The following is a 19,043-nucleotide window of genomic DNA, read 5'->3' as shown; positions in this document are numbered from 1 at the left end:
TCCGTTTACACAACGCCACAAGCGCTGCCCGTAAAATAGAGGGCGTCTCAATCGGAAATGTCGCCATGAAATGGATAAGCACCGCTCTGCTGCTGCTCTCGCTCGCCGGCTGCGGCAGCATGGGCCTGAAGAAGCCTGAAGTCAGCCTCAGCAATATCGAGCCCGGCAGCAGCACGCTGTTCGAGCAGAACTTCGCGGTGACGCTGCGCGTCGCCAACCCCAACCCCATCCCGCTGAACGCCAGCGGCGTCGACTTCGAGCTGATGCTGGGTGGAGAAAAACTGGGCGGCGGCAGCAGCAACCAGCCGCTGTCCATCCCCTCGCGCGGCGAAGGCACGGTCACCTTGCAGGTGCATACCTCGCTCGCCGCCTGGATACGGCAGCTGGCCAACTGGCAGCAGCTGCCTGGCGGCAAGCTGAACTACGAGATCCGCGGCCAGCTGCATGACCTGGGCGGCCTCAAGGACCTGCCCTTCGACAACAAGGGCGAGTGGCAGCTGCCCAAGCGCTGATCACTGCTGCTCCACCGCCAGGCAGTTGTTGCCGTCGAAGCTGACGCTCAGCACTTCCTTGGTCTTCTTGTCGACGACGAAGTTGGTGGTGCATTCGTAGTGGACGGTGCCGCCGCCGGTCATGCCGTTGCTGACCCAGCGTCCCGGGGTTTCCACCACCCGGGACTGCCCGTCCTTGTCGGTCATCGTCAGCTTGGTGCCCGGCTCGTAACGGGTGTTCTCCTGCAGCGGCCGCTGCTCGGTGCTTTCCTTCACATAGGTGTACAAGCTGTTGCCGTTGGGCATCTGCATGGTCTTGGTCGGCGCGCCCCACTGCGCCAGCAGCTCGTTGACGTCGCGGCCCTGCCAGCGATACACCTTCTGCGCATAGCCCTGCTGGGTGGGGAACATCGCGCAGCCGGCCAGGCTCAGCGCCAGCAACGGCAAGCATAACTTCTTCATCATTAGCCTTTTCCGATTGATAACGTTGCGACATTCTCGCGTCTAGGCAATAAAAACGCCAGCCCACAGGCTGGCGTCGGCACCGGGAAATGGCCCCCGTTTACAATTTGAAGCGGCTGAACGCCTGCCGCATGCCGCGCGCCACCCCATCCAGCGTGCTCAAGGTCCGCTGCGCGCTTTGCAGCGCCGCGTCGGAATCCAGAATCTTGTTGTTGATCGACTCGGTGCTCTGCGCCATCGCCGTGGTGGCGTTGTGCTGCTCGCCGGTAGACAGCGCCACATCGCCTATCTTCTCCACCACCAGCTTCATCGCGCGGGTGATGTCCACCAGGCGCTCGCGCGCCAGCTCGGTCTGCGCCGCGCTGCCGTCCACCGCGCCGATGGTGCTATCCATATTGCCCACTGCCTTGCCGGTCTCAGCCAGGATGTTCTGCACCATGTCGCCGATCTCGACGGTGGCGCTGCCGGTGCGCTCGGCCAGCTTGCGCACTTCGTCGGCCACCACGGCGAAGCCGCGGCCCTGCTCGCCCGCGCGCGCCGCTTCGATCGCCGCGTTCAGCGCCAACAGATTGGTCTGGTCGGCGATGTCGCGGATCACGCCGGTGATCTTGGAGATTTCCTGCGAGCGCTGCTGCAGCGAGGCCAGCAACGCCGACAGCTCGCCCACCGACCGGCTGGTGCGCGCCATTTCGCCGCTGATGCGCTGCAGCTCATCGGCGCTGGCCTGGGAATTGGCGCCGGTGTCGCGCGCCAGTTCGTCGGTTTCGCGGGTGGCGTCGGCGATGTGGGAAATGCTCACCGTCACCTGCTCGATCGCCGCGGCGTTGGAGCTGGAGATGTCGGCCAGCATATGGGAATCCTCGGCCAGCCGCGCCACGTCGGCTCCGACCGCGATCACGCCTTGCGCCAGTTGCTCGGCCTCGGAACGCAGTTCGCGGAACATGCCGTTCAGGCGGCCGACGAACTGGTTGAACGCCTCGGCCATCTGCGCCACTTCATCGCTGCCCTCGGCCTCGATGCGGCGGGTCAGGTCGCCTTCGCCCTGGGATATCTCGCGCAGCGCGTCGCGCACCTGGAACAGGCCGCGCAGCAGACGGCGCAAGTAGGCGCCGGCCAGCAGCTGGGTGACTGCCAGCGCGGCCAGCAGCGACAGCGCCATCGACGCCATCATCCGCCGCAGCGGCGCGTCCAGAAGCTCGCGGTCCACCACCACGCCCAGCACCCAGTCGCTGCCTTCCACCGAGCTCAGCCGCAGCATGCGGCTCACTCCGTCCAGCTGCACCGTCGCCAGCTCGGGCTTGTCCAGCAGGCCGGCGATGCGGGCCGCATCCATGCCCGGCATCAGCTCGGACAAGGGTTTGAGCGCGGCGTCGCCCTTGGGATAGGCGATCAGCTTGCCGTCCTTGCCCATCAGGAACACGAAGCCGTTGCCCGGCAAGGACACCGACAGCACCGACTTCACCAGCTGGCCGATGGCGATGTCGCCGCCGACCACCTTGTTGCCGGCCGGCAAAGCCTGGGCCACGGTGATCACCAGGTCCTTGATCGACGCGCTGGCGGGCTTGTACGGCGCGGTGACGATCACGCCGCCCTGCGCCTTGGCCGCCTTGAACCAGGCGCGCGAGGCCGGATCGTAGTCCGGATTGGGTTTCTGCTTGCCGGGAATGGAATACACCATGCCCTTGCTGTCGCCGTCGCCGACGAAGATCTGGGCATAACCGCCGGCTTCGGCCAGCTGCTGCAGATACAGGGTGGGGTCGGCTTCGCCGCCGTGGCGGACGGCGCTGGCGATGATCTGCTTGCGCTGCTCCAGCCAGGATGAGACGAATCGCTGCTGGCCGGTGATGGCCAGGTCCAGCTGGGCGGATACGCCGGATGACAGGTTGTCGCGGAATTGGAAATAGGCGCTGACGGCGGTGCTCAGCGTGGCCACCAGCATGGCCAGCGCCAGCAGCAGGGCAATCTTGCTTCGTATGGATTTCATGGCAATCGGCTTGTAGCTTCTCTCTCGTTGCCAATCCTCCGGACAGCGAAAAGGGCGTCGATGACGCCCTTTGTGTTCCGCCGGCTTGCGTCGGCGCATGCCGTTCATCACGGCTTGTAAGGATTGGCGCATATTTAGACCGGGTGGATTGTAAACAACGTTTACAATCACGGGGATAAAGCGCCAATCGATTATGCAAATGGTTTTGATTTTCCTGAAAAAACCCCTTCAAACCATGGCTTTTTCGCCACACCGGCGAGCCGGCGCGGCGAAAACGCTTACAGCTTGAAGCGGCCGAACGCGCCCTGCATATTGTGGGCCAGCTGCTTCAGCGACTCCAGCGTCTGCATCGCGCCCTGCAGCGCGGCGTCGGAGTCCAGGATCTGATTGTTGATGGACTCGGTGCTCTGCGCCATCGCCGTGGTGGCGTTGTGCTGCTCGCTGGTGGACAGCGCCACGTCGCCGATCTTGTCTATCACCTGCTGCATCGCGTCGCTGATGGCGATCAGTCGGCCGCGCGCCTGGCTGGTCAGCTCCACGCTGGTATCCACCGCGCCGACCGTGCGCTGCATATTGCCCACCGCCTTGCCGGTTTCGCTCAGGATGTTCTCCACCATCTCGCTGATTTCCACCGTCGCCTTGCCGGTGCGCTCGGCCAGCTTGCGCACTTCGTCGGCCACCACCGCGAAGCCGCGGCCCTGCTCGCCGGCGCGCGCGGCTTCGATCGCCGCGTTCAGCGCCAACAGATTGGTCTGGTCGGCGATGTCGCTGATCACATTGGTGATCTTGGAGATTTCCTGCGAACGCTGCTCCAGCGATGCCAGCAGCGCCGACAGCTCGCTCACCGACTGGCTGGTCTGCTCCATCTCGTTGCTGATGCGCTGCATGTCGCCGGCGCTCTCGCGGGAGTGCTCGCCGGTATTGCGCGCCAGCGAATCGGTTTCGCGGGTGGCGTCGGCGATGTGCGAGATGCTGACAGTCACTTCCTCGATCGCCGCGGCGTTGGAACTGGAAATGTCGGCCAAACGGTGCGAATCCGCGGCCACCTGCTTCACCGCGCCGCCCACTTCAATCACGCCGTGCGCCAGTTGGTCGGCCTCGCCGCGCAGCTCGCGGAACATGCCGTTCAGGCGGCCGACGAACTGGTTGAAGGCTTCGGCAGTCTGCGCCACTTCGTCTTCGCCGTGGATCTCGATGCGGCGGGTCAGATCGCCCTCGCCTTGCGAGATTTCATGCATCGCGTCGCGCACCTGGATCAGGCCGCGCAGCAGGCGGGTCAGGTAGCCGGAGCTCAAGGCCACCAGCACCAGCAGCACAATGGCCACGCCGCCGGAGATCAGCCAGATCAGCTGAGTCACCGGCGCCAGCACCGCTTCCTCGTCGGCGGCCACGCCCATCACCCAATCGGTGTTGGCCACCGGCTTCAACGTCACCAGGAAGGTGCGGCCGTCGATGTCCAGCGGGGCCACGTCGCCGCTGCCTACCAATTGCTGGAAGCGGCTGTCGTCCAGGCCCGGGATCAGCTCGTTGATCGGGCGCAGTTCCTGGCCCGGCTTGGGATAGGCGATCACCTTGCCCTGGCGGGTCAGCAGGAAGGCATGGCCGTCGCCGGCGAGCTTGATGTCCAGCACCGACTTCACCAGCTTGTCGATCAGGATGTCGCCGCCGACCACGATCTCCTGGCCCTGGGCCTTGTCGGCGATGGTGATCACCAGCTTGTCCTTGGTCTCAGGCTCGGAATCCTTGTACGGATCGGTGACGATCACGCCGCCCTGCGCCTTGGCCTGCTGGTACCACGGGCGCTGCGCCGGCTGGTAGTCTGCGCTCGGCTTGGGACGGCCCGGCACCGAGTAGAACATCTCGCCGCTGTCGCCGTGGCCGGCATAAATGATGTTGAAGCCGCCGCCCTTGGCGATCTGCTGCAGGTAGTAGCTGGCCTCCGGGTCGCCGGCGCGGGACAGGCTGGCGGTGATCAGGTTCTTGCGCACGGTCAGCCACTCCGATACCAGCCCGCCCTGCAGCTGCAGAACCTGGGTGACCTCGCGCTTGGCTTCGTCGTAGGCGTGATTGCGAATGTTCAGGCAGGCGATGACTGTCACGCTGATCGTGGCGACCAGGATGGACACCGCCGTCAACAAGATGAGCTTGTGTCGGATGGAGCGCATGAAATGATAAGCCGATGCTGATAAAAGCTTTATTATCCGTCATATCAGCTGGCACGCATTGTTAAAAATCACATACCATTTAAATACTTACAGCAAATTTAAATCAAACAGCGCTTAATCCTGCCTCTTCCTGCCCGCCGCGCCATGCAGCCGTCAGCCGCAGCAACAGCGCGTGGATGAATTGCCGCAACGGGTCGGCGTCGCAGCGCGGATGCCAGGCATGCTCGACGGCGATCTCCAGCATCGTGTCGGCCACCGGCCGCAGCATCAGCCCGCCCGCCTCCGTTCTCAACACCCGGCCGATCAACTCCGGCAGCACCGCCACCGCCGGCAGGCGCTCCAACAGCAAGGGAATCGCCAGCAGGCTGGCAGTGGAGGCGATCACCCGCCGCGTCAGGCCCTGCGCGGCCAGATAGTCGTCGACCAGGCTGGCGCTGTTGCCGATATAGGATGTGTACAGGTGCGGCGGCTGCGCCAACGCGGCCGCGTCCAGCGCCGCCGGCAGCGCCAGCCGCCCGGCGTGGTGCGCGCAGACGAAGCGGTTGCGGAACAGCGCTTGCCGGGACAGCCGCGCGGCGCGCGCCGGAAAATGGCCGATGGCGCCGTCTATCCGCCGCGCCTCCAGCGCCGCCTCAGCCTCGCCGGCAGCCATCGCCGCCACCTCCAGCCGCAGGCCGGGCGCCTGCTGCTGCAAGGCGGCGATCAAATCCGGCAGCAGGGCCGCTTCCAGCAAATCCGGCATCGCTAGCCGGTAAACGCCGTCCAGCGCCATCGGGTCGAAAGCCGGCGGCGCCAGCAGCCGCTGCGCCTCGGCCAGCCACGCTTCCAGCGCCGGCAGCAGCGCCTCGGCGTAAGGCGTGGCCGTCAGCCCGCGGCCGTCGCGGCACAGCAAGGGGTCGCCGCACTGCTCGCGCAGCTTTTTCAGGATATGGCTGACCGCCGGCTGGCCCAGGCACAGCAAGTCGGCGCTGCGGCTGACGCTGCGCGTGCTGAGCAGCGCGTGCAAGGCCACCAGGCTGTTCAAATCCAGCCGCCGCAGCTTCTGTGTGTCAATATCACTCACAGTAATATATCCAATGAAAAACATCGATTTTATTAAATCATAAGCGCTTTCTACACTGGCGGCATCCCCACCCTCGGATGCCGCGCATGCACGCTTTTTCCCATCAACCCCACTGGAGCCGGCTGGCGGCGATCGCGCTGATCGCCTGGCTGGAATTCCTGCAGAGCGGCCTGCTCAATTTCGCCTCGTCGCAGGTGATGGGCGGCGTCGGCGCAGGACCGGAAGAGTTCAGCCAGGCGGCGATGGCCTACGCGCTGTGCGCGGTGGTGGCGCTGTTCAACCATCAATGGTGCGTCGAGCGCTTCGGCTCACGCCGCCACCTGCAAGGCTCCATCCTGCTGTTCGCGCTGGGCGCGCTGCTCGCGGGCAGCGCCTCGTCGCCGGCCGGCTTCATCTCCGGCCGCGCGGTGCAGGGCCTGGGCGGGGCCGCCTTCTTCACCGCAGCCCGTCTCGAAGTGGCGCAACTGCCGCCCGCCAAGCGGGGGGCGGGCCTGGTCGCCTTCGGCCAGGCGTTGCTCTTGGGCAGCGCGCTGGGGCCGCTGCTGGGCGGCGTCTTGCTGCAGGCCTATGGCTGGCGCGCGCTGTGCTGGGGCATCCTGCCCTTGCTGCCGCCCGCCTGGTGGGCGGCCGGCCAATTGCCGCGGCGGCCGCCGGCGCATCGCCCCGCGCATTATCCAACCTGGGCCTTCATGCTGCTGCTGGCCGCCGCCTTCCTGCTGCAATGGCTGATCCAGCAGACGCCTTACCAGCTGTTCGCCCATCCCCGATGGCTGGCCGGCCTGGCCGCGGCGGCCGTCGCCGCCTTCCTGCTATTTCGCGCGACGCACCGCCGCCAGGCATCCGACCGCCGCCGCTGGCGGCCGCTGCGCCGCCCCGGCTACCGGCTGGGGCTTGTCGGCTATAGCTGCTGCTACCTGCTGGTATCGGCCAACAGCTACATCCTGCCGATGCTGTCGGTACAGGCGCTGGGCTTCGACCTGCCCACCAGCGGCATGCTGCTGTCGGTCAGCTATCTGGCCGGCATCGCCTTCGCGCTGCTGTACGCCAAGCTGCTGCTGAAGGGCAAGGCGCCCGGCCCGACGGAGACCATGGCCTATGGCTGCCTGCTGCTGGCCGGCTACGGCTGGTTGATGAGCGGCCTGAACGGCGAGGCGACGCTGGGCCGGATCGCCTCCATCCTGCTGCTCAATGGCGGCTTCATGTCTCTGTTCATCATGGCTGTGGCGCAAAGCGCCTTTCGCGATATCGCCCCGGCGGCGTTCGGCCGCGCCTACCAGACCAAAAACATCGTGCGCCAGGTATCGATCTCGGCCGGCGTCGCCTTGGCCAGCGTGTTCATGCAGGCGCGCAACGCGCTGCATTACAGTCGTTTGTCCGAGCGTTTTTCCTGGAATTCGCCACAGTTTCTCGACTCATTGCATCAATTACGACAATTCATGCCCGATTTGAGCGATACTCAACGCCTCGGGGTGCTGGCCGGCGAACTCGCCCGGCAAGCCACGCTGGTTTCCTGCCTGGACTTCTTTCGCCTGGAAAGTTGGATAGGCCTGGCGCTGGCGGCCTGCCTGCTCGCGGCCAGAAAGACCGGCTGAGCCGGCGCTCCGTGGCATCTCAGTTCCAGCGGGAAGAATCAAATCATGCGCAAAAGCGGCCAATCGGAGACCTTCAACAAGATTGTCGAAGCAAGCCTGCAACTGTTCAATCAGGAAGGCGAGCGCGTCATCACCACCAACCACATCGCCGAGCGGATGAACATCAGCACCGGCAAGCTCTACTATCACTTCCGCAACAAGGAAGAGATCATCAACGAGCTGTACCATCGCTACGTGAAAGGCATGGCGGAGCAGCTGTCGTCGGCGCTCAGCCACAGCAACTCGATCGAGGCGATGGTGATGGCGATGGAAAAGACGCTGCGCCACATCTGGAGCTTCCGCTTCCTGCCCAAGAGCCTGCCCAGCCTGTTCTGCATCAATCCTCAACTGGAGGAAGAGCACCAGCAGCTGTCGCGCGGCCAGCTCAACGGCAAGCTGGGCCAGCTGTTCACCCGCCTGCGCGAACAGGGCATGATCCTGGTCGACGACCAGCAGCTCTCCCACCTGGTGCAGCACTTCCAGATGGTGCAGACCGGCTGGATCAGCACCATCAAGCAAAACGCCAGCGCGGCGGAACTGGACAAGCTGATCCAGAACGGTTGCCGCAGCCTGATGTATCTGCTGACGCCCTACGTCAGCCCGCGCTTCCAGTCGCCGTTCGAACGCGCCTGCGCGCGCTTCGCCTGAACGCCGCCGCTCTGGCAGCGATAAAAAAACACCCCGCGAGAGATCACGGGGTGTTTTGTTTCCTGCCTGCCGGCCCGGCTAGCGGACCGGCGGTCACGGTTTAGATCATGCCCTTGCTCTTCAGCAGGTCGAACATGGTCTTGCCGATTTCGGCCGGGCTGCGGGTGTAGGCGATGCCGGCCTTCTCGAAGGCCTTGAACTTCTCTTCCGCCGTGCCCTTGCCGCCGGAGATGATGGCGCCGGCGTGGCCCATGCGCTTGCCCTTCGGCGCGGTGACGCCGGCGATGTAGCCGACTACCGGCTTGGTCACATAGGACTTGGCGAACTCGGCGGCCTCTTCCTCGGCGGAACCGCCGATTTCGCCGATCATCACGATGGCGTCGGTGTCCGGATCGTCCTGGAACAGGCGCAAGGCGTCGATGTGGCTGGTGCCCGGGATCGGATCGCCGCCGATGCCGATGCAGGTGGACTGGCCCAGGCCCAGCGCGGTGGTTTGCGCCACGGCTTCATAGGTCAGCGTGCCGGAACGCGACACGATGCCGATGCGGCCCGGGTTGTGGATGTGCCACGGCATGATGCCGATCTTGCACTCGCCCGGGGTGATGATGCCGGGGCAGTTCGGGCCGATCAGGCGGATGCCGGCTTCGTCGACGGCCTTCTTCACGTACAGCATGTCCAGGGTCGGCACGCCTTCGGTGATGCAGACGATCAGCTTCACGCCGCTGTCGATGGCTTCCAGGATGGAATCCTTGGCGAAGGCTGCGGGCACGTAGATCACCGAGGCGTCGGCCTGGGTCTGACGCACGGCGTCCTTCATGGTGTTGAACACCGGCAGGCCCAGATGCTCCGCGCCGCCCTTGCCCGGGGTCACGCCGCCCACGACCTTGGTGCCGACCTTCAGCGCCTGCTCGGCGTGGAAGGTGCCGTTCTTGCCGGTGAAGCCTTGCACCAGCACTTTGGTGTCTTTGTTTACCAATACGCTCATTTTGTATTCCTCAGCTCAGTGCGGGTCTCAGGCCACGGCCTTGACGGCGGCGACGATCTTCTCGGCAGCGTCGTTCAGACCCTGGGCGGAAGTCAGTTTCAGACCGGATTCGTCCAGGATCTTGGCGCCCAGTTCGGCGTTGTTGCCTTCCAGACGGACCACGACCGGCACGGTCACGTTCACTTCCTTTACGGCGGCGATGATGGCTTCGGCGATCATGTCGCAGCGGACGATGCCGCCGAAGATGTTGATCAGCACGCCTTGCACCGAGGTATCGGCCAGGATCAGCTTGAACGCTTCGATCACGCGCTCTTTGGTCGCGCCGCCGCCCACATCCAGGAAGTTGGCCGGCTGGCCGCCCTTCAGCTTGATGATGTCCATGGTGGCCATCGCCAGGCCGGCGCCGTTCACCATGCAGCCGATATTGCCTTCCAGGGCCACGTAGTTCAGGTCGAACTCGGAAGCCTTCACTTCACGCTCGTTCTCCTGGCTCTTGTCGCGCTGGGCCAGCAGTTCCGGGTGGCGGTACAGGGCGTTGGAGTCCAGGTTGATCTTGCCGTCCACGCAGGCCAGCTCGCCGTTTTCGCGCAGCGCCAGCGGGTTCACTTCGAACAGGGCGAAGTCATTCTCGACGAAGGCCTGGTAGGAACCCAGCATCAGCTTGCTGAACGCGGCGATCTGCGCGCCGGACAGGCCCAGCGCGAAAGCGGCGTCGCGCGCCTGGAACGGCTGCATGCCGACCAGCGGGTCCACTTCGATCTTGATGATCTTTTCCGGGGTCTCTTCAGCCACCTTCTCGATTTCCACGCCGCCTTCGGTGGAAACCATGAACACGACGCGCTGGCTGCCGCGGTCGACCACGGCGCCCAGGTACAGTTCGCGCTGCACCGGGTACATGTCTTCGCAGACAAGAACCGAGTTCACCGGCTGGCCGGCGGCGTCGGTCTGATAGGTCACCAGGTTGGTGCCGATCAGGGTCTTGGCGACTTCCGCGGCTTCTTCGCGGCTCTTCACCACTTTCACGCCGCCCGCCTTGCCGCGGCCGCCGGCGTGCACCTGGGCCTTGACGACGGCGAATTTGCCGCCCAGCTTGTCGTAAGCGGCAGCCGCTTCTTCCGGCGACTTGGCCAGAATGCCTTGTTGCACCGGCAGGCCGTAACGGCTCAGCAGCTCTTTCGCTTGGTATTCATGCAGGTTCATCTATGGTTTCCTTTCGGGGAAATGATGGCGGGCATGCGCCTCTGCCTCTATTCCTTGATCGCTTGCCAAACCTTGTTGGCGGAGCCGGCGCGCACCCCCCGGCGCGCGTTTTCCGGCCCTGTACCGGTCGGGTCGTGCGCATTGTACACGACCCGTGTTCACTCAACCGTGCAACGCGCGCTTGTCGGCGGCGAGGGCGGCTTCGTGGATCACTTCCGACAACGACGGGTGGGCGTGGACGATGCGCGCCAGGTCTTCGCTGGCGGCCTTGAATTCCATCGACACCACGCCTTCGCTGACCAGTTCGGACACCATCGGGCCGATCATGTGCAGGCCCAGGATGCGGTCGGTCTTGGCGTCGGCCAGGATCTTCACCGTGCCTTGCGCCTGGCCCAGGCCCAGCGCGCGGCCGTTGGCGCCGAAGCCCGACGTGCCCTTCTTGTACTCCACGCCCTCGGCCTTCAGCTGCTCTTCGGTCTTGCCGACCCAGGCAATCTCCGGAGAAGTGTAGATCACCCACGGGATCACACCGAAATCGACGTGCGGTTTCTGGCCGGCGATGCGCTCGGCCACGGCCACGCCCTCTTCCGACGCCTTGTGCGCCAGCATCGGGCCGCGCACCACGTCGCCGATCGCCCAGACATTGGGCAGATTGGTATGGCAATGGTCGTCCACGGCGACGAAGCCGCGCTCGTCAAGCTGCAGGCCGACGGTCTCGGCGCCCAGGCCCTGGGTGTTCGGCACGCGGCCGATCGATACGATCAGCTTGTCGAACTCGGCCTTCACCGCTTCGCCGTTCAGCTCGTAATTGACGGTGACGCTCTTCTTGCCGGCTTTCACTTCGCCGATCTTCACGCCCAGCTTGATGTCCAGGCCAGTGTCCTTGGTCAGCGTCTTGAACGCTTCCTTGGCGATCTGCTGGTCGGCGGCCGCCAGGAAGGTCGGCATCGCCTCCAGGATGGTGACTTCAGAGCCCAGGCGCTTCCACACCGAACCCATTTCCAGACCGATCACGCCGGCGCCGATCACGCCCAGGCGCTTCGGCACCGAGCTCAGCGCCAGCGCGCCCTCGTTGTCCAGCACCAGCTGGTTGTCGGTGGCCAGGCCCGGCAGCGCGCGCGGGCTGGAGCCGGTGGCCACGATCACGTGGCCGGCTTCCAGGGTGTCCACCACCTTGCCGCCGTCAGTGACTTCGATCAGCCACTTGTCGCCCTGACGGCCCTTGAAGGCGGCCAGGCCGTGGATGTTGGCGACCTTGTTCTTCTTGAACAGGAAGCCGATGCCGGCGGCGTTCTTGTTGATGATGTCGGTCTTGCGGGACAGCATCTGGCCGACGTCCATCTTGGCGCCGGACACGCTGATGCCGTGCTTGGCGAAGTCGTGCTGCACCGCGTGGAAGTTTTCCGACGACTGCAGCAACGCCTTGGACGGGATGCAGCCGACGTTCAGGCAGGTGCCGCCCAGCGACGGCTTGCCTTCCGGATTCTTGAACGCGTCGACGCAAGCGGCGCTGAAGCCCAGCTGGGCCGCGCGGATGGCGGCAACATAGCCGCCGGGACCGCCGCCGATCACTACAACATCAAACTGTTGGCTCATGGATTTTCCCTTGGGATCAGGCCTTGCCCACTTTGAACAGCAAGGCCCCGAAAGCGATCATGAACAGCGCGATGACGATCTTGCCGAACAACACGTAGCGGTCCTCGCGCATCCCCTGCTGGCGTTTCTTCCAGGTGAGGAACAACAAGGCCACCCCGGCCAATACCGAGGCGAACGCGTAAACCCAATCCGGCAGATTCATTCTGGCTCCGTTCATGCAAATTCAAACAGGCCGGCTTGCGCCGGCCCGGTGCTTCATTACAGGTCGAGCAGCAGACGCGCCGGATCCTCGATGGCGTCCTTGATCGCCACCAGGCTCAGCACCGCTTCGCGACCGTCGATGATGCGGTGGTCGTAGGATTGGGCAAGATACATCATCGGACGCACCACCACTTGACCGTTCTCAACCACGGCGCGCTCCTTGGTGGCGTGCATGCCCAGGATCGCCGATTGCGGCGGGTTGATGATCGGGGTGGACATCATCGAGCCGAAGGTGCCGCCGTTGGAGATGGTGTAAGTGCCGCCGGTCAGCTCTTCCACGGTCAGCTTGCCTTCCTGGGCGCGCTTGCCGAATTCGGCGATCTGCTTCTCGATGTCGGCCAGCGACAGCTGGTCGGCGTTGCGGATCACCGGCACCACCAGGCCGCGCGGGCTGCCCACGGCCACGCCGATGTCGAAGTAGCCGTGGTAGACGATGTCGTTGCCGTCCACCGAAGCGTTGACGATCGGGTATTTCTTCAGCGCGGCGACCACGGCCTTGACGAAGAAGCCCATGAAGCCCAGCTTGATGCCGTGCTCTTTCTCGAACTTGTCCTTGTACTTGGCGCGCAGGTCCATCACCGGCTTCATGTTCACTTCATTGAAGGTGGTGAGGATGGCGTTGGTCTGCTGCGACATGATCAGACGCTCGGCCACGCGCTGGCGCAGACGGGACATCGGCACGCGCTGCTCGGCGCGGCCGGACAGGATGCCGGCCACGTTGACGGCGGTCGGGGTGGTGGACAGCGCGCCGCCGGAACCGATCACCGGGCCGGCCTGGGCTGGAGCGGCTTGCTTGGCGGCCTGCACGTCTTCCTTCAGCACGCGGCCGTCGCGGCCGGAGCCGGCCACCTTGGACAGGTCCACGCCGGTTTCCGCGGCCAGCTTGGCTGCGGACGGCATCGCGGCGGCGCCGGCGGCCGGAGCGGCCTGCACCGGAGCGGCGGCGGCGGGCGCCGGGGCTGCGGCGGCGGCCGGAGCGGCGTCGCCTGCCTTGGCGGCGGTATCGATCTTGGCGATCAGCTGGCCGGAGGTCACGGTGGCGCCATCCTGCTCGATGATTTCCACCACCACGCCGGCTTGCGGCGCCGGCAGTTCCAGCACCACCTTGTCGGTTTCCAGATCGATCAGGTTTTCGTCGCGTTTGACGAACTCGCCAACCTTCTTGTGCCAGCTCATCAGCGTGGCTTCGGATACGGATTCGGGCAGTTGCGGGACTTTGACTTCAATCAGCATGTTCTTCTCCATGGCGGGGCGGCCGCGATGCCGCCCCTTCTTTCTCGTTGGCTCAGCGGGCGACCGACATCGCTTCTTCGACGAAGGCCTTCAGTTGGGCGACGTGCTTGCTCATATAACCGACCGCCGGCGAAGCCGACGACGGACGGCCGGCGAACGACAGCTGCTGCTTGGCGGTCAGCAGACCCTCCAGGCGGTGGCGGATCTGGTACCAGGCGCCCTGGTTGCGCGGCTCTTCCTGCACCCACATCACTTCCTTGGCCTGGGTGAAGCGCGCCAGCTCGGCGGCCACCTGCTCGGTCGGGAACGGGTACAGCTGCTCGATGCGCACGATGGCGATGTCGTCGTCCAGGCTGCGCTCCTTGCGGGCCGCGGCGAGGTCGTAATACACCTGGCCGGCGCACAGCAGCACGCGCTTGACCTTCTTCGGATCCTTGACCACCACGTCGCCGATCACCGGGCGGAAGCTGCCGGAAGTCAGGTCTTCGACCGGGCTCATCGAATCCTTGAAGCGCAGCAGGCGCTTGGACAGGAAGATCACCAGCGGCTTGCGGTACGGACGCAGCACCTGGCGGCGCAGCATGTGGAACATCTGGCCGGCTTCGGACGGCATCACCACCTGCATATTGTGCTCGGCGCACAGCTGCAGCCAGCGCTCCAGGCGGGCGGAGGAGTGCTCCGGGCCCTGGCCGTCGTAGCCGTGCGGCAGGATGGTGGTCAGGCCGCACAGACGACCCCACTTGGTCTCGCCGGAAGAGATGAACTGGTCGATGGCCACCTGGGCGCCGTTGGCGAAGTCGCCGAACTGGGCTTCCCAGATCACCAGCTGGTCCGGAGCGGAACAGGCGTAGCCGTATTCGTAGGCCAGCACCGCTTCCTCGTTCAGGATGGAGTCGATCACCAGGAAATCGGCCTGGTTGTCGGACATATTGCGCAGCGGCACATAGCTGCCCTGGTCCCAGCTCTCGCGGTTCTGGTCGTGCAGCACCGAGTGGCGATGGGAGAAGGTGCCGCGGCCGGAGTCCTCGCCCGACAGGCGCACGCCGAAACCGTTGGTCACCAGCGACGCGTAGGCCAGCGTCTCGGCCATGCCCCAGTCGACGTTCTGCTCGCCGGCGGCCATCGCCTTGCGCGCGGCCAGCACTTTCTGCACGGTCGGGTGCAGCTTGAAGCCTTCCGGCAGCGTGGTGAACTTGTCGGTCAGACGCTGGATGTCGGCCTGCGGCAGCGAGGTGTCGGTCGGGTGCGCCCAGTGGGTGCCCAGGTACTGGCTGAAGTCCAGCGCGTGCTCGCGGCGGTAGTTGGTCAGCGCGGTCTGCTCGACGTGCTCGCCCTTGTCCAGCGCGTCGCGGTAGGCCTGGATCTGCGCGTCAGCCTCCTCGGCCTTCAGCACGCCCTCCTGCACCAGGCGCTCGGCGTACATCGCGCGCACGCCCTGGTGCTTGGCGATCTTCTTGTACATCATCGGCTGGGTCAGGAAGGGATCGTCGCCCTCGTTGTGGCCGAGCTTGCGGTAGCACACCAGGTCGATCACCACATCCTTCTTGAAGGTCATGCGGTAGTCGAGCGCGGCCTGCATCACGAAGCAGACGGCTTCCGGATCATCGCCGTTCACGTGCAGGATCGGCGCTTCGATCATCTTGGCCACGTCGGTGCAGTACATCGTCGAGCGGATGTCGCGAGTGTCCGAAGTGGTGAAGCCCACCTGGTTGTTGATGACGATGTGGATGGTGCCGCCGGTGCCGTAGCCGCGGGTCTGCGACAGGTTGAAGGTGCCCTGGTTGACGCCCAGGCCGCCGAAGGCGGAGTCGCCGTGGATCAGCACCGGAACCGCGGTCTTGCGCTCGGCGTCCTTGCGGCGATCCTGGCGCGCGCGCACCGAACCTTCCACCACCGGGTTGACGATTTCCAGGTGCGACGGGTTGAACGCGAGCGACACGTGCATCGGGCCGCTGGCGGTCGGGATGTCGGACGAGAAGCCCATGTGGTACTTCACGTCGCCGGAGGCCATCTGCTGAGCGGCCTTGCCTTCGAATTCGGCGAACAGGTCGCGCGGCAGCTTGCCCAGGGTGTTGACCAGCACGTTCAGACGGCCGCGGTGGGCCATGCCGATGATCAATTCCTGCACGCCCTGCTCGGTGGCGTTCTGGATCAGGTGGTCCAGCGCCGCGATGGCGGACTCGCCGCCTTCCAGCGAGAAGCGCTTCTGGCCGACGTACTTGGTGTGCAGGTAGCGTTCCAGCGTTTCGGCGGCGGTGATCTGCTTCAGGATGCGCTGCTTCTTGCCCGCGTCGTAGCGCGGAGTGGACAGCGCCTCCTCGAAGCGTTTCTGCACCCAGTGCTTCTCGTCGGACTGGGTGATGTGCATGAATTCGACGCCGATATTGCCGCAGTAGGTCTGCTTCAGACGGGCGATGATGTCGGACAGCGGCAACTTCTGCGGGCCGGCCAGCGAGCCGACGTTGAACTGCACCGCCATATCGGCGTCGTTCAGACCGTGGGTAGCCGGGTCCAGCTCGCGCACGATGGCCTGGTCCATCCGGCGCAGCGGGTCCAGGTTGGCCTGGCGCGCGCCCAGCACGCGGTAGGCGGAGATCAGCTTGAGCACGCCCACCTGCTTCTGCATCGCCGCCCAATCGGTGGCGGCGGCGCCGCGCTGGCCGATCACCGGCTTCTTCGCCAGCTGGATGAACGACTCCTGGATCGGCAAGTGCGGCACGTCGCGCTCGGCGGCGCCCGGCGACTGCGCCAGCTTGTCGAAGTAGTCGCGCCACTCGTTCGGAACCGAGTTGGCGTCAACGAGGTACTGTTCGTACAGCTCCTCGATGAACGGGGCATTCCCACCGAACAGATAGGAATGGCTGTACATGGATTGCATCATGGTCTGGCTACCCTTTGTCTTGTCTTAACGACGTTGCTGCATTACTCAAAGCGCTTGGGCAAGGCGTCCTTGCCCCAGCGCTCTGTAAAAAAGGGCTGGCTGAAGCCCCCGCTTCAACCAACCCTGTCTTTCACATCAGCGCTTGGCGACTTCCACGACGTCGCGGCGCGCGGCGCCGGTGTACAGCTGGCGCGGACGGCCGATCTTCATGCCCGGATCGCCGATCATCTCGTTCCAGTGCGCGATCCAGCCCACGGTGCGGGCCAGCGCGAAGATCGGGGTGAACATGGAAACCGGGATGCCGATCGCTGACAGCACGATGCCGGAGTAGAAGTCCACGTTCGGGTACAGCTTGCGCTCGATGAAGTACGGATCGGACAGCGCGATCTTTTCCAGCTCCATCGACAGCTTGAACTTCGGATCGTTGTGCAGGCCCAGCTCGTTCAGCACCTCGTCGCAGGTCTGCTTCATGATGGCGGCGCGCGGGTCCATGTTCTTGTACACGCGGTGGCCGAAGCCCATCAGCTTGTAGCGCTTGTCCTTCACGCCCTGCATGAAGTCGGCGACATTGTCCACCGAGCCGATCTCGTCCAGCATCTTCAGCACGGCTTCGTTGGCGCCGCCGTGGGACGGGCCCCACAGGCAGGCGATGCCAGCGGCGATACACGCGAAGGGGTTGGCGCCGGAAGAGCCGGCCAGACGCACGGTGGAAGTGGAGGCGTTCTGCTCGTGGTCGGCGTGCAGGGTGAAGATGCGGTCCAGCGCGCGCGCCAGAACCGGGTTCACCTTGTACTCTTCGCACGGGGTGGAGAACATCATGTGCAGGAAGTTTTCCGCGTAGGTCAGGCCGTTTTTCGGGTAGGAGAACGGCAGGCCCTTGTTGTAGCGGTAAGCTTGCGCGGCGATGGTCGGCAGCTTGGCCACCAGGCGGTGCGCGGAAATGCGGCGGTGCTCCGGATTGGAGATGTCCAGCGAGTCGTGGTAGAAGGCGGACAGCGCGCCCACCACGCCGACCATCACGGCCATCGGATGCGCGTCGCGGCGGAAGCCCTTGAACAGGCTCATCAGCTGGTCATGCAGCATGTTGTGGCGCATGACGCCGCGTTCGAAATCCTTGCGCTGGGCCGCGGTCGGCAGTTCGCCGTTCAGCAGCAGATAGCACACTTCCAGATAGTCGCTCTTCTCGGCCAGTTGCTCGATCGGGTAGCCGCGGTAGTACAGGTGGCCCAGATCGCCATCGATGAAGGTGATCTTGGATTCGCAGCTGGCCGTGGCCAGGAAACCCGGGTCGAACGTGAACATGCCGGTTTTGCCAAAGGCGCGGATGTCGACGACATCCGGACCCAGCGAGCCCCCCAGGACCGGCAGGTCCAGGGTTTCCTTACCCTCGTTGTAGCTGAGCGTGACTTTGCGATTAGTTTCCACAGCAATACTCCCAGTCATTATTTCGTTGTTGTAATGGTTTGGGGCTAGGCCATCACAGCGATCGCAGGATCGCCACGATGTCCATCAATTCCGGATCGTCGAGATCGGCCTTGCCGTTGACGACATCCAGAAAATCAGTATCCGGCAGATCCAGCAGCTGCCGGTACGCGTCGATCTGGGCGGGCGCCAGTTGGTCGAACGGGCCGGCGAAGAATTTCTCCAGCACCAGATCCAGTTCCAGCAGGCCCCGCCGCGACCGCCAGCGGATCCGTTTCAGTTCGATCGGATCGTAAGCCGTCATACCGCACGCTTGACCATCAGGTCTTTGATCTTGCCGATCGCGCGGGTCGGGTTCAGGCCCTTCGGACACACGTCGACGCAGTTCATGATGCTGTGGCAGCGGAACAGGCGGTACGGGTCTTCCAGGTTGTCCAGACGCTCGTTGGTGGCTTCGTCGCGGGTATCCGCGATGAAGCGGTAGGCGGCCAAGAGGCCGGCCGGACCGACGAATTTGTCCGGGTTCCACCAGAACGACGGGCAGGACGTGGAGCAGCACGCGCACAGGATGCACTCGTACAAGCCGTCCAGCTCCTTGCGGTCTTCCGGCGACTGGCGGCGCTCGCGCTCCGGCGGCGGCGTGTCGTTGATCACGTACGGCTTGATCGAGTGGTACTGCTTGAAGAACTGCGCCATGTCCACGATCAGGTCGCGCACCACCGGCAGGCCCGGCAGCGGACGCAGCTCGATCGGCTGCTTCAGCGTGCGGAAGTCGGTCAGGCAGGCCAGACCGTTCTTGCCGTTGATGTTCATCGCGTCCGAGCCGCAGACGCCTTCGCGACAGGAGCGGCGGAAGGACAACGTGTCGTCCTTGGTCTTCAGCTTGACCAGCGCGTCCAGCAGCTTGTGCTCGGTGGCGTCCATGTCCACGCTGATGTCCTGCATGTACGGCTTGGCATCCTTGTCCGGGTCGTAGCGGTAGATGCGGAATTTGACGTTTTCGGTAGTCATTTCTGTTCAA

At 64.7% G+C, this 19,043-nt stretch carries 16 protein-coding genes; 3 read left to right on the top strand and 13 right to left on the bottom strand.

Annotated features, from left to right (window positions below; translation table 11 throughout):
- Positions 1 to 65 precede the first annotated feature (65 nt).
- A complete protein-coding gene (locus BKX93_RS18480) occupies positions 66 to 512 on the top strand; it encodes an LEA/WHy family protein (RefSeq protein WP_046155345.1) in 447 nt (148 codons plus the stop codon).
- Here BKX93_RS18480 and BKX93_RS18475 read toward each other — a convergent pair whose 3' ends face one another.
- From BKX93_RS18475 to BKX93_RS18460, 4 genes are all read right to left on the bottom strand, one after another.
- The gene (locus tag BKX93_RS18475) at positions 513 to 956 is read right to left on the bottom strand and encodes a hypothetical protein (RefSeq protein WP_046155346.1); all 444 of its coding nucleotides are present in this window, start codon (positions 954 to 956) and stop codon (positions 513 to 515) included.
- A gap of 97 nt (positions 957 to 1,053) precedes the next feature.
- Positions 1,054 to 2,937: a methyl-accepting chemotaxis protein gene (locus BKX93_RS18470; RefSeq protein WP_070980829.1), complete on the bottom strand. Its 1,884-nt coding sequence runs from the start codon at positions 2,935 to 2,937 to the stop codon at positions 1,054 to 1,056.
- A 278-nt stretch (positions 2,938 to 3,215) separates the two neighbouring features.
- A complete protein-coding gene (locus tag BKX93_RS18465; protein WP_070980828.1) occupies positions 3,216 to 5,102 on the bottom strand; it encodes a methyl-accepting chemotaxis protein in 1,887 nt (628 codons plus the stop codon).
- 103 nt (positions 5,103 to 5,205) lie between these two features.
- Positions 5,206 to 6,165: a LysR family transcriptional regulator gene (locus BKX93_RS18460; RefSeq protein WP_186009442.1), complete on the bottom strand. Its 960-nt coding sequence runs from the start codon at positions 6,163 to 6,165 to the stop codon at positions 5,206 to 5,208.
- An 86-nt stretch (positions 6,166 to 6,251) separates the two neighbouring features.
- On the opposite strand from BKX93_RS18460, the gene BKX93_RS18455 reads away from it, so the two are divergent.
- Together BKX93_RS18455 and BKX93_RS18450 are read left to right on the top strand one after the other, a co-directional pair.
- Positions 6,252 to 7,757: an MFS transporter gene (locus BKX93_RS18455; protein WP_070980822.1), complete on the top strand. Its 1,506-nt coding sequence runs from the start codon at positions 6,252 to 6,254 to the stop codon at positions 7,755 to 7,757.
- Between the two features lie 45 nt (positions 7,758 to 7,802).
- On the top strand, positions 7,803 to 8,444 hold the full coding sequence (locus BKX93_RS18450) for a TetR/AcrR family transcriptional regulator (protein ID WP_070980818.1): 642 nt from the start codon (positions 7,803 to 7,805) through the stop codon (positions 8,442 to 8,444).
- 100 nt (positions 8,445 to 8,544) lie between these two features.
- Here BKX93_RS18450 and sucD read toward each other — a convergent pair whose 3' ends face one another.
- From sucD to BKX93_RS18405, 9 genes are all read right to left on the bottom strand, one after another.
- Positions 8,545 to 9,429, bottom strand: a complete 885-nt coding sequence (gene sucD, locus BKX93_RS18445) for a succinate--CoA ligase subunit alpha (protein WP_070980816.1) — start codon at positions 9,427 to 9,429, stop codon at positions 8,545 to 8,547.
- A 27-nt stretch (positions 9,430 to 9,456) separates the two neighbouring features.
- Positions 9,457 to 10,629, bottom strand: a complete 1,173-nt coding sequence (sucC, locus tag BKX93_RS18440; RefSeq protein WP_021478969.1) for an ADP-forming succinate--CoA ligase subunit beta — start codon at positions 10,627 to 10,629, stop codon at positions 9,457 to 9,459.
- Positions 10,630 to 10,791: 162 nt separating this feature from the next.
- Positions 10,792 to 12,225, bottom strand: a complete 1,434-nt coding sequence (lpdA, locus tag BKX93_RS18435) for a dihydrolipoyl dehydrogenase (protein ID WP_046155352.1) — start codon at positions 12,223 to 12,225, stop codon at positions 10,792 to 10,794.
- A 16-nt stretch (positions 12,226 to 12,241) separates the two neighbouring features.
- A complete protein-coding gene (locus BKX93_RS18430) occupies positions 12,242 to 12,427 on the bottom strand; it encodes a hypothetical protein (protein ID WP_021478971.1) in 186 nt (61 codons plus the stop codon).
- Positions 12,428 to 12,483: 56 nt separating this feature from the next.
- Positions 12,484 to 13,719 (bottom strand): 2-oxoglutarate dehydrogenase complex dihydrolipoyllysine-residue succinyltransferase, encoded by a 1,236-nt coding sequence (odhB, locus tag BKX93_RS18425; RefSeq protein ID WP_046168404.1) that lies wholly within the window; start codon positions 13,717 to 13,719, stop codon positions 12,484 to 12,486.
- A 52-nt stretch (positions 13,720 to 13,771) separates the two neighbouring features.
- The gene (locus tag BKX93_RS18420; RefSeq protein ID WP_070980814.1) at positions 13,772 to 16,600 is read right to left on the bottom strand and encodes a 2-oxoglutarate dehydrogenase E1 component; all 2,829 of its coding nucleotides are present in this window, start codon (positions 16,598 to 16,600) and stop codon (positions 13,772 to 13,774) included.
- A gap of 135 nt (positions 16,601 to 16,735) precedes the next feature.
- The gene (gene gltA / locus BKX93_RS18415) at positions 16,736 to 18,043 is read right to left on the bottom strand and encodes a citrate synthase (RefSeq protein ID WP_031296837.1); all 1,308 of its coding nucleotides are present in this window, start codon (positions 18,041 to 18,043) and stop codon (positions 16,736 to 16,738) included.
- A 34-nt stretch (positions 18,044 to 18,077) separates the two neighbouring features.
- Positions 18,078 to 18,326 (bottom strand): FAD assembly factor SdhE, encoded by a 249-nt coding sequence (locus tag BKX93_RS18410; RefSeq protein WP_021478550.1) that lies wholly within the window; start codon positions 18,324 to 18,326, stop codon positions 18,078 to 18,080.
- On the bottom strand, positions 18,323 to 19,033 hold the full coding sequence (locus BKX93_RS18405; RefSeq protein ID WP_021478551.1) for a succinate dehydrogenase iron-sulfur subunit: 711 nt from the start codon (positions 19,031 to 19,033) through the stop codon (positions 18,323 to 18,325). The genes BKX93_RS18410 and BKX93_RS18405 overlap by 4 nt, the downstream gene beginning before the upstream one ends.
- Positions 19,034 to 19,043 lie beyond the last annotated feature (10 nt).

This window comes from Chromobacterium vaccinii (genome assembly GCF_001855275.1).
GTDB classification, from domain to species: domain Bacteria; phylum Pseudomonadota; class Gammaproteobacteria; order Burkholderiales; family Chromobacteriaceae; genus Chromobacterium; species Chromobacterium vaccinii.
The sequence above is the reverse complement of the archived record's forward strand: the minus strand, read 5'-3'. Positions and strand labels throughout refer to the sequence as shown.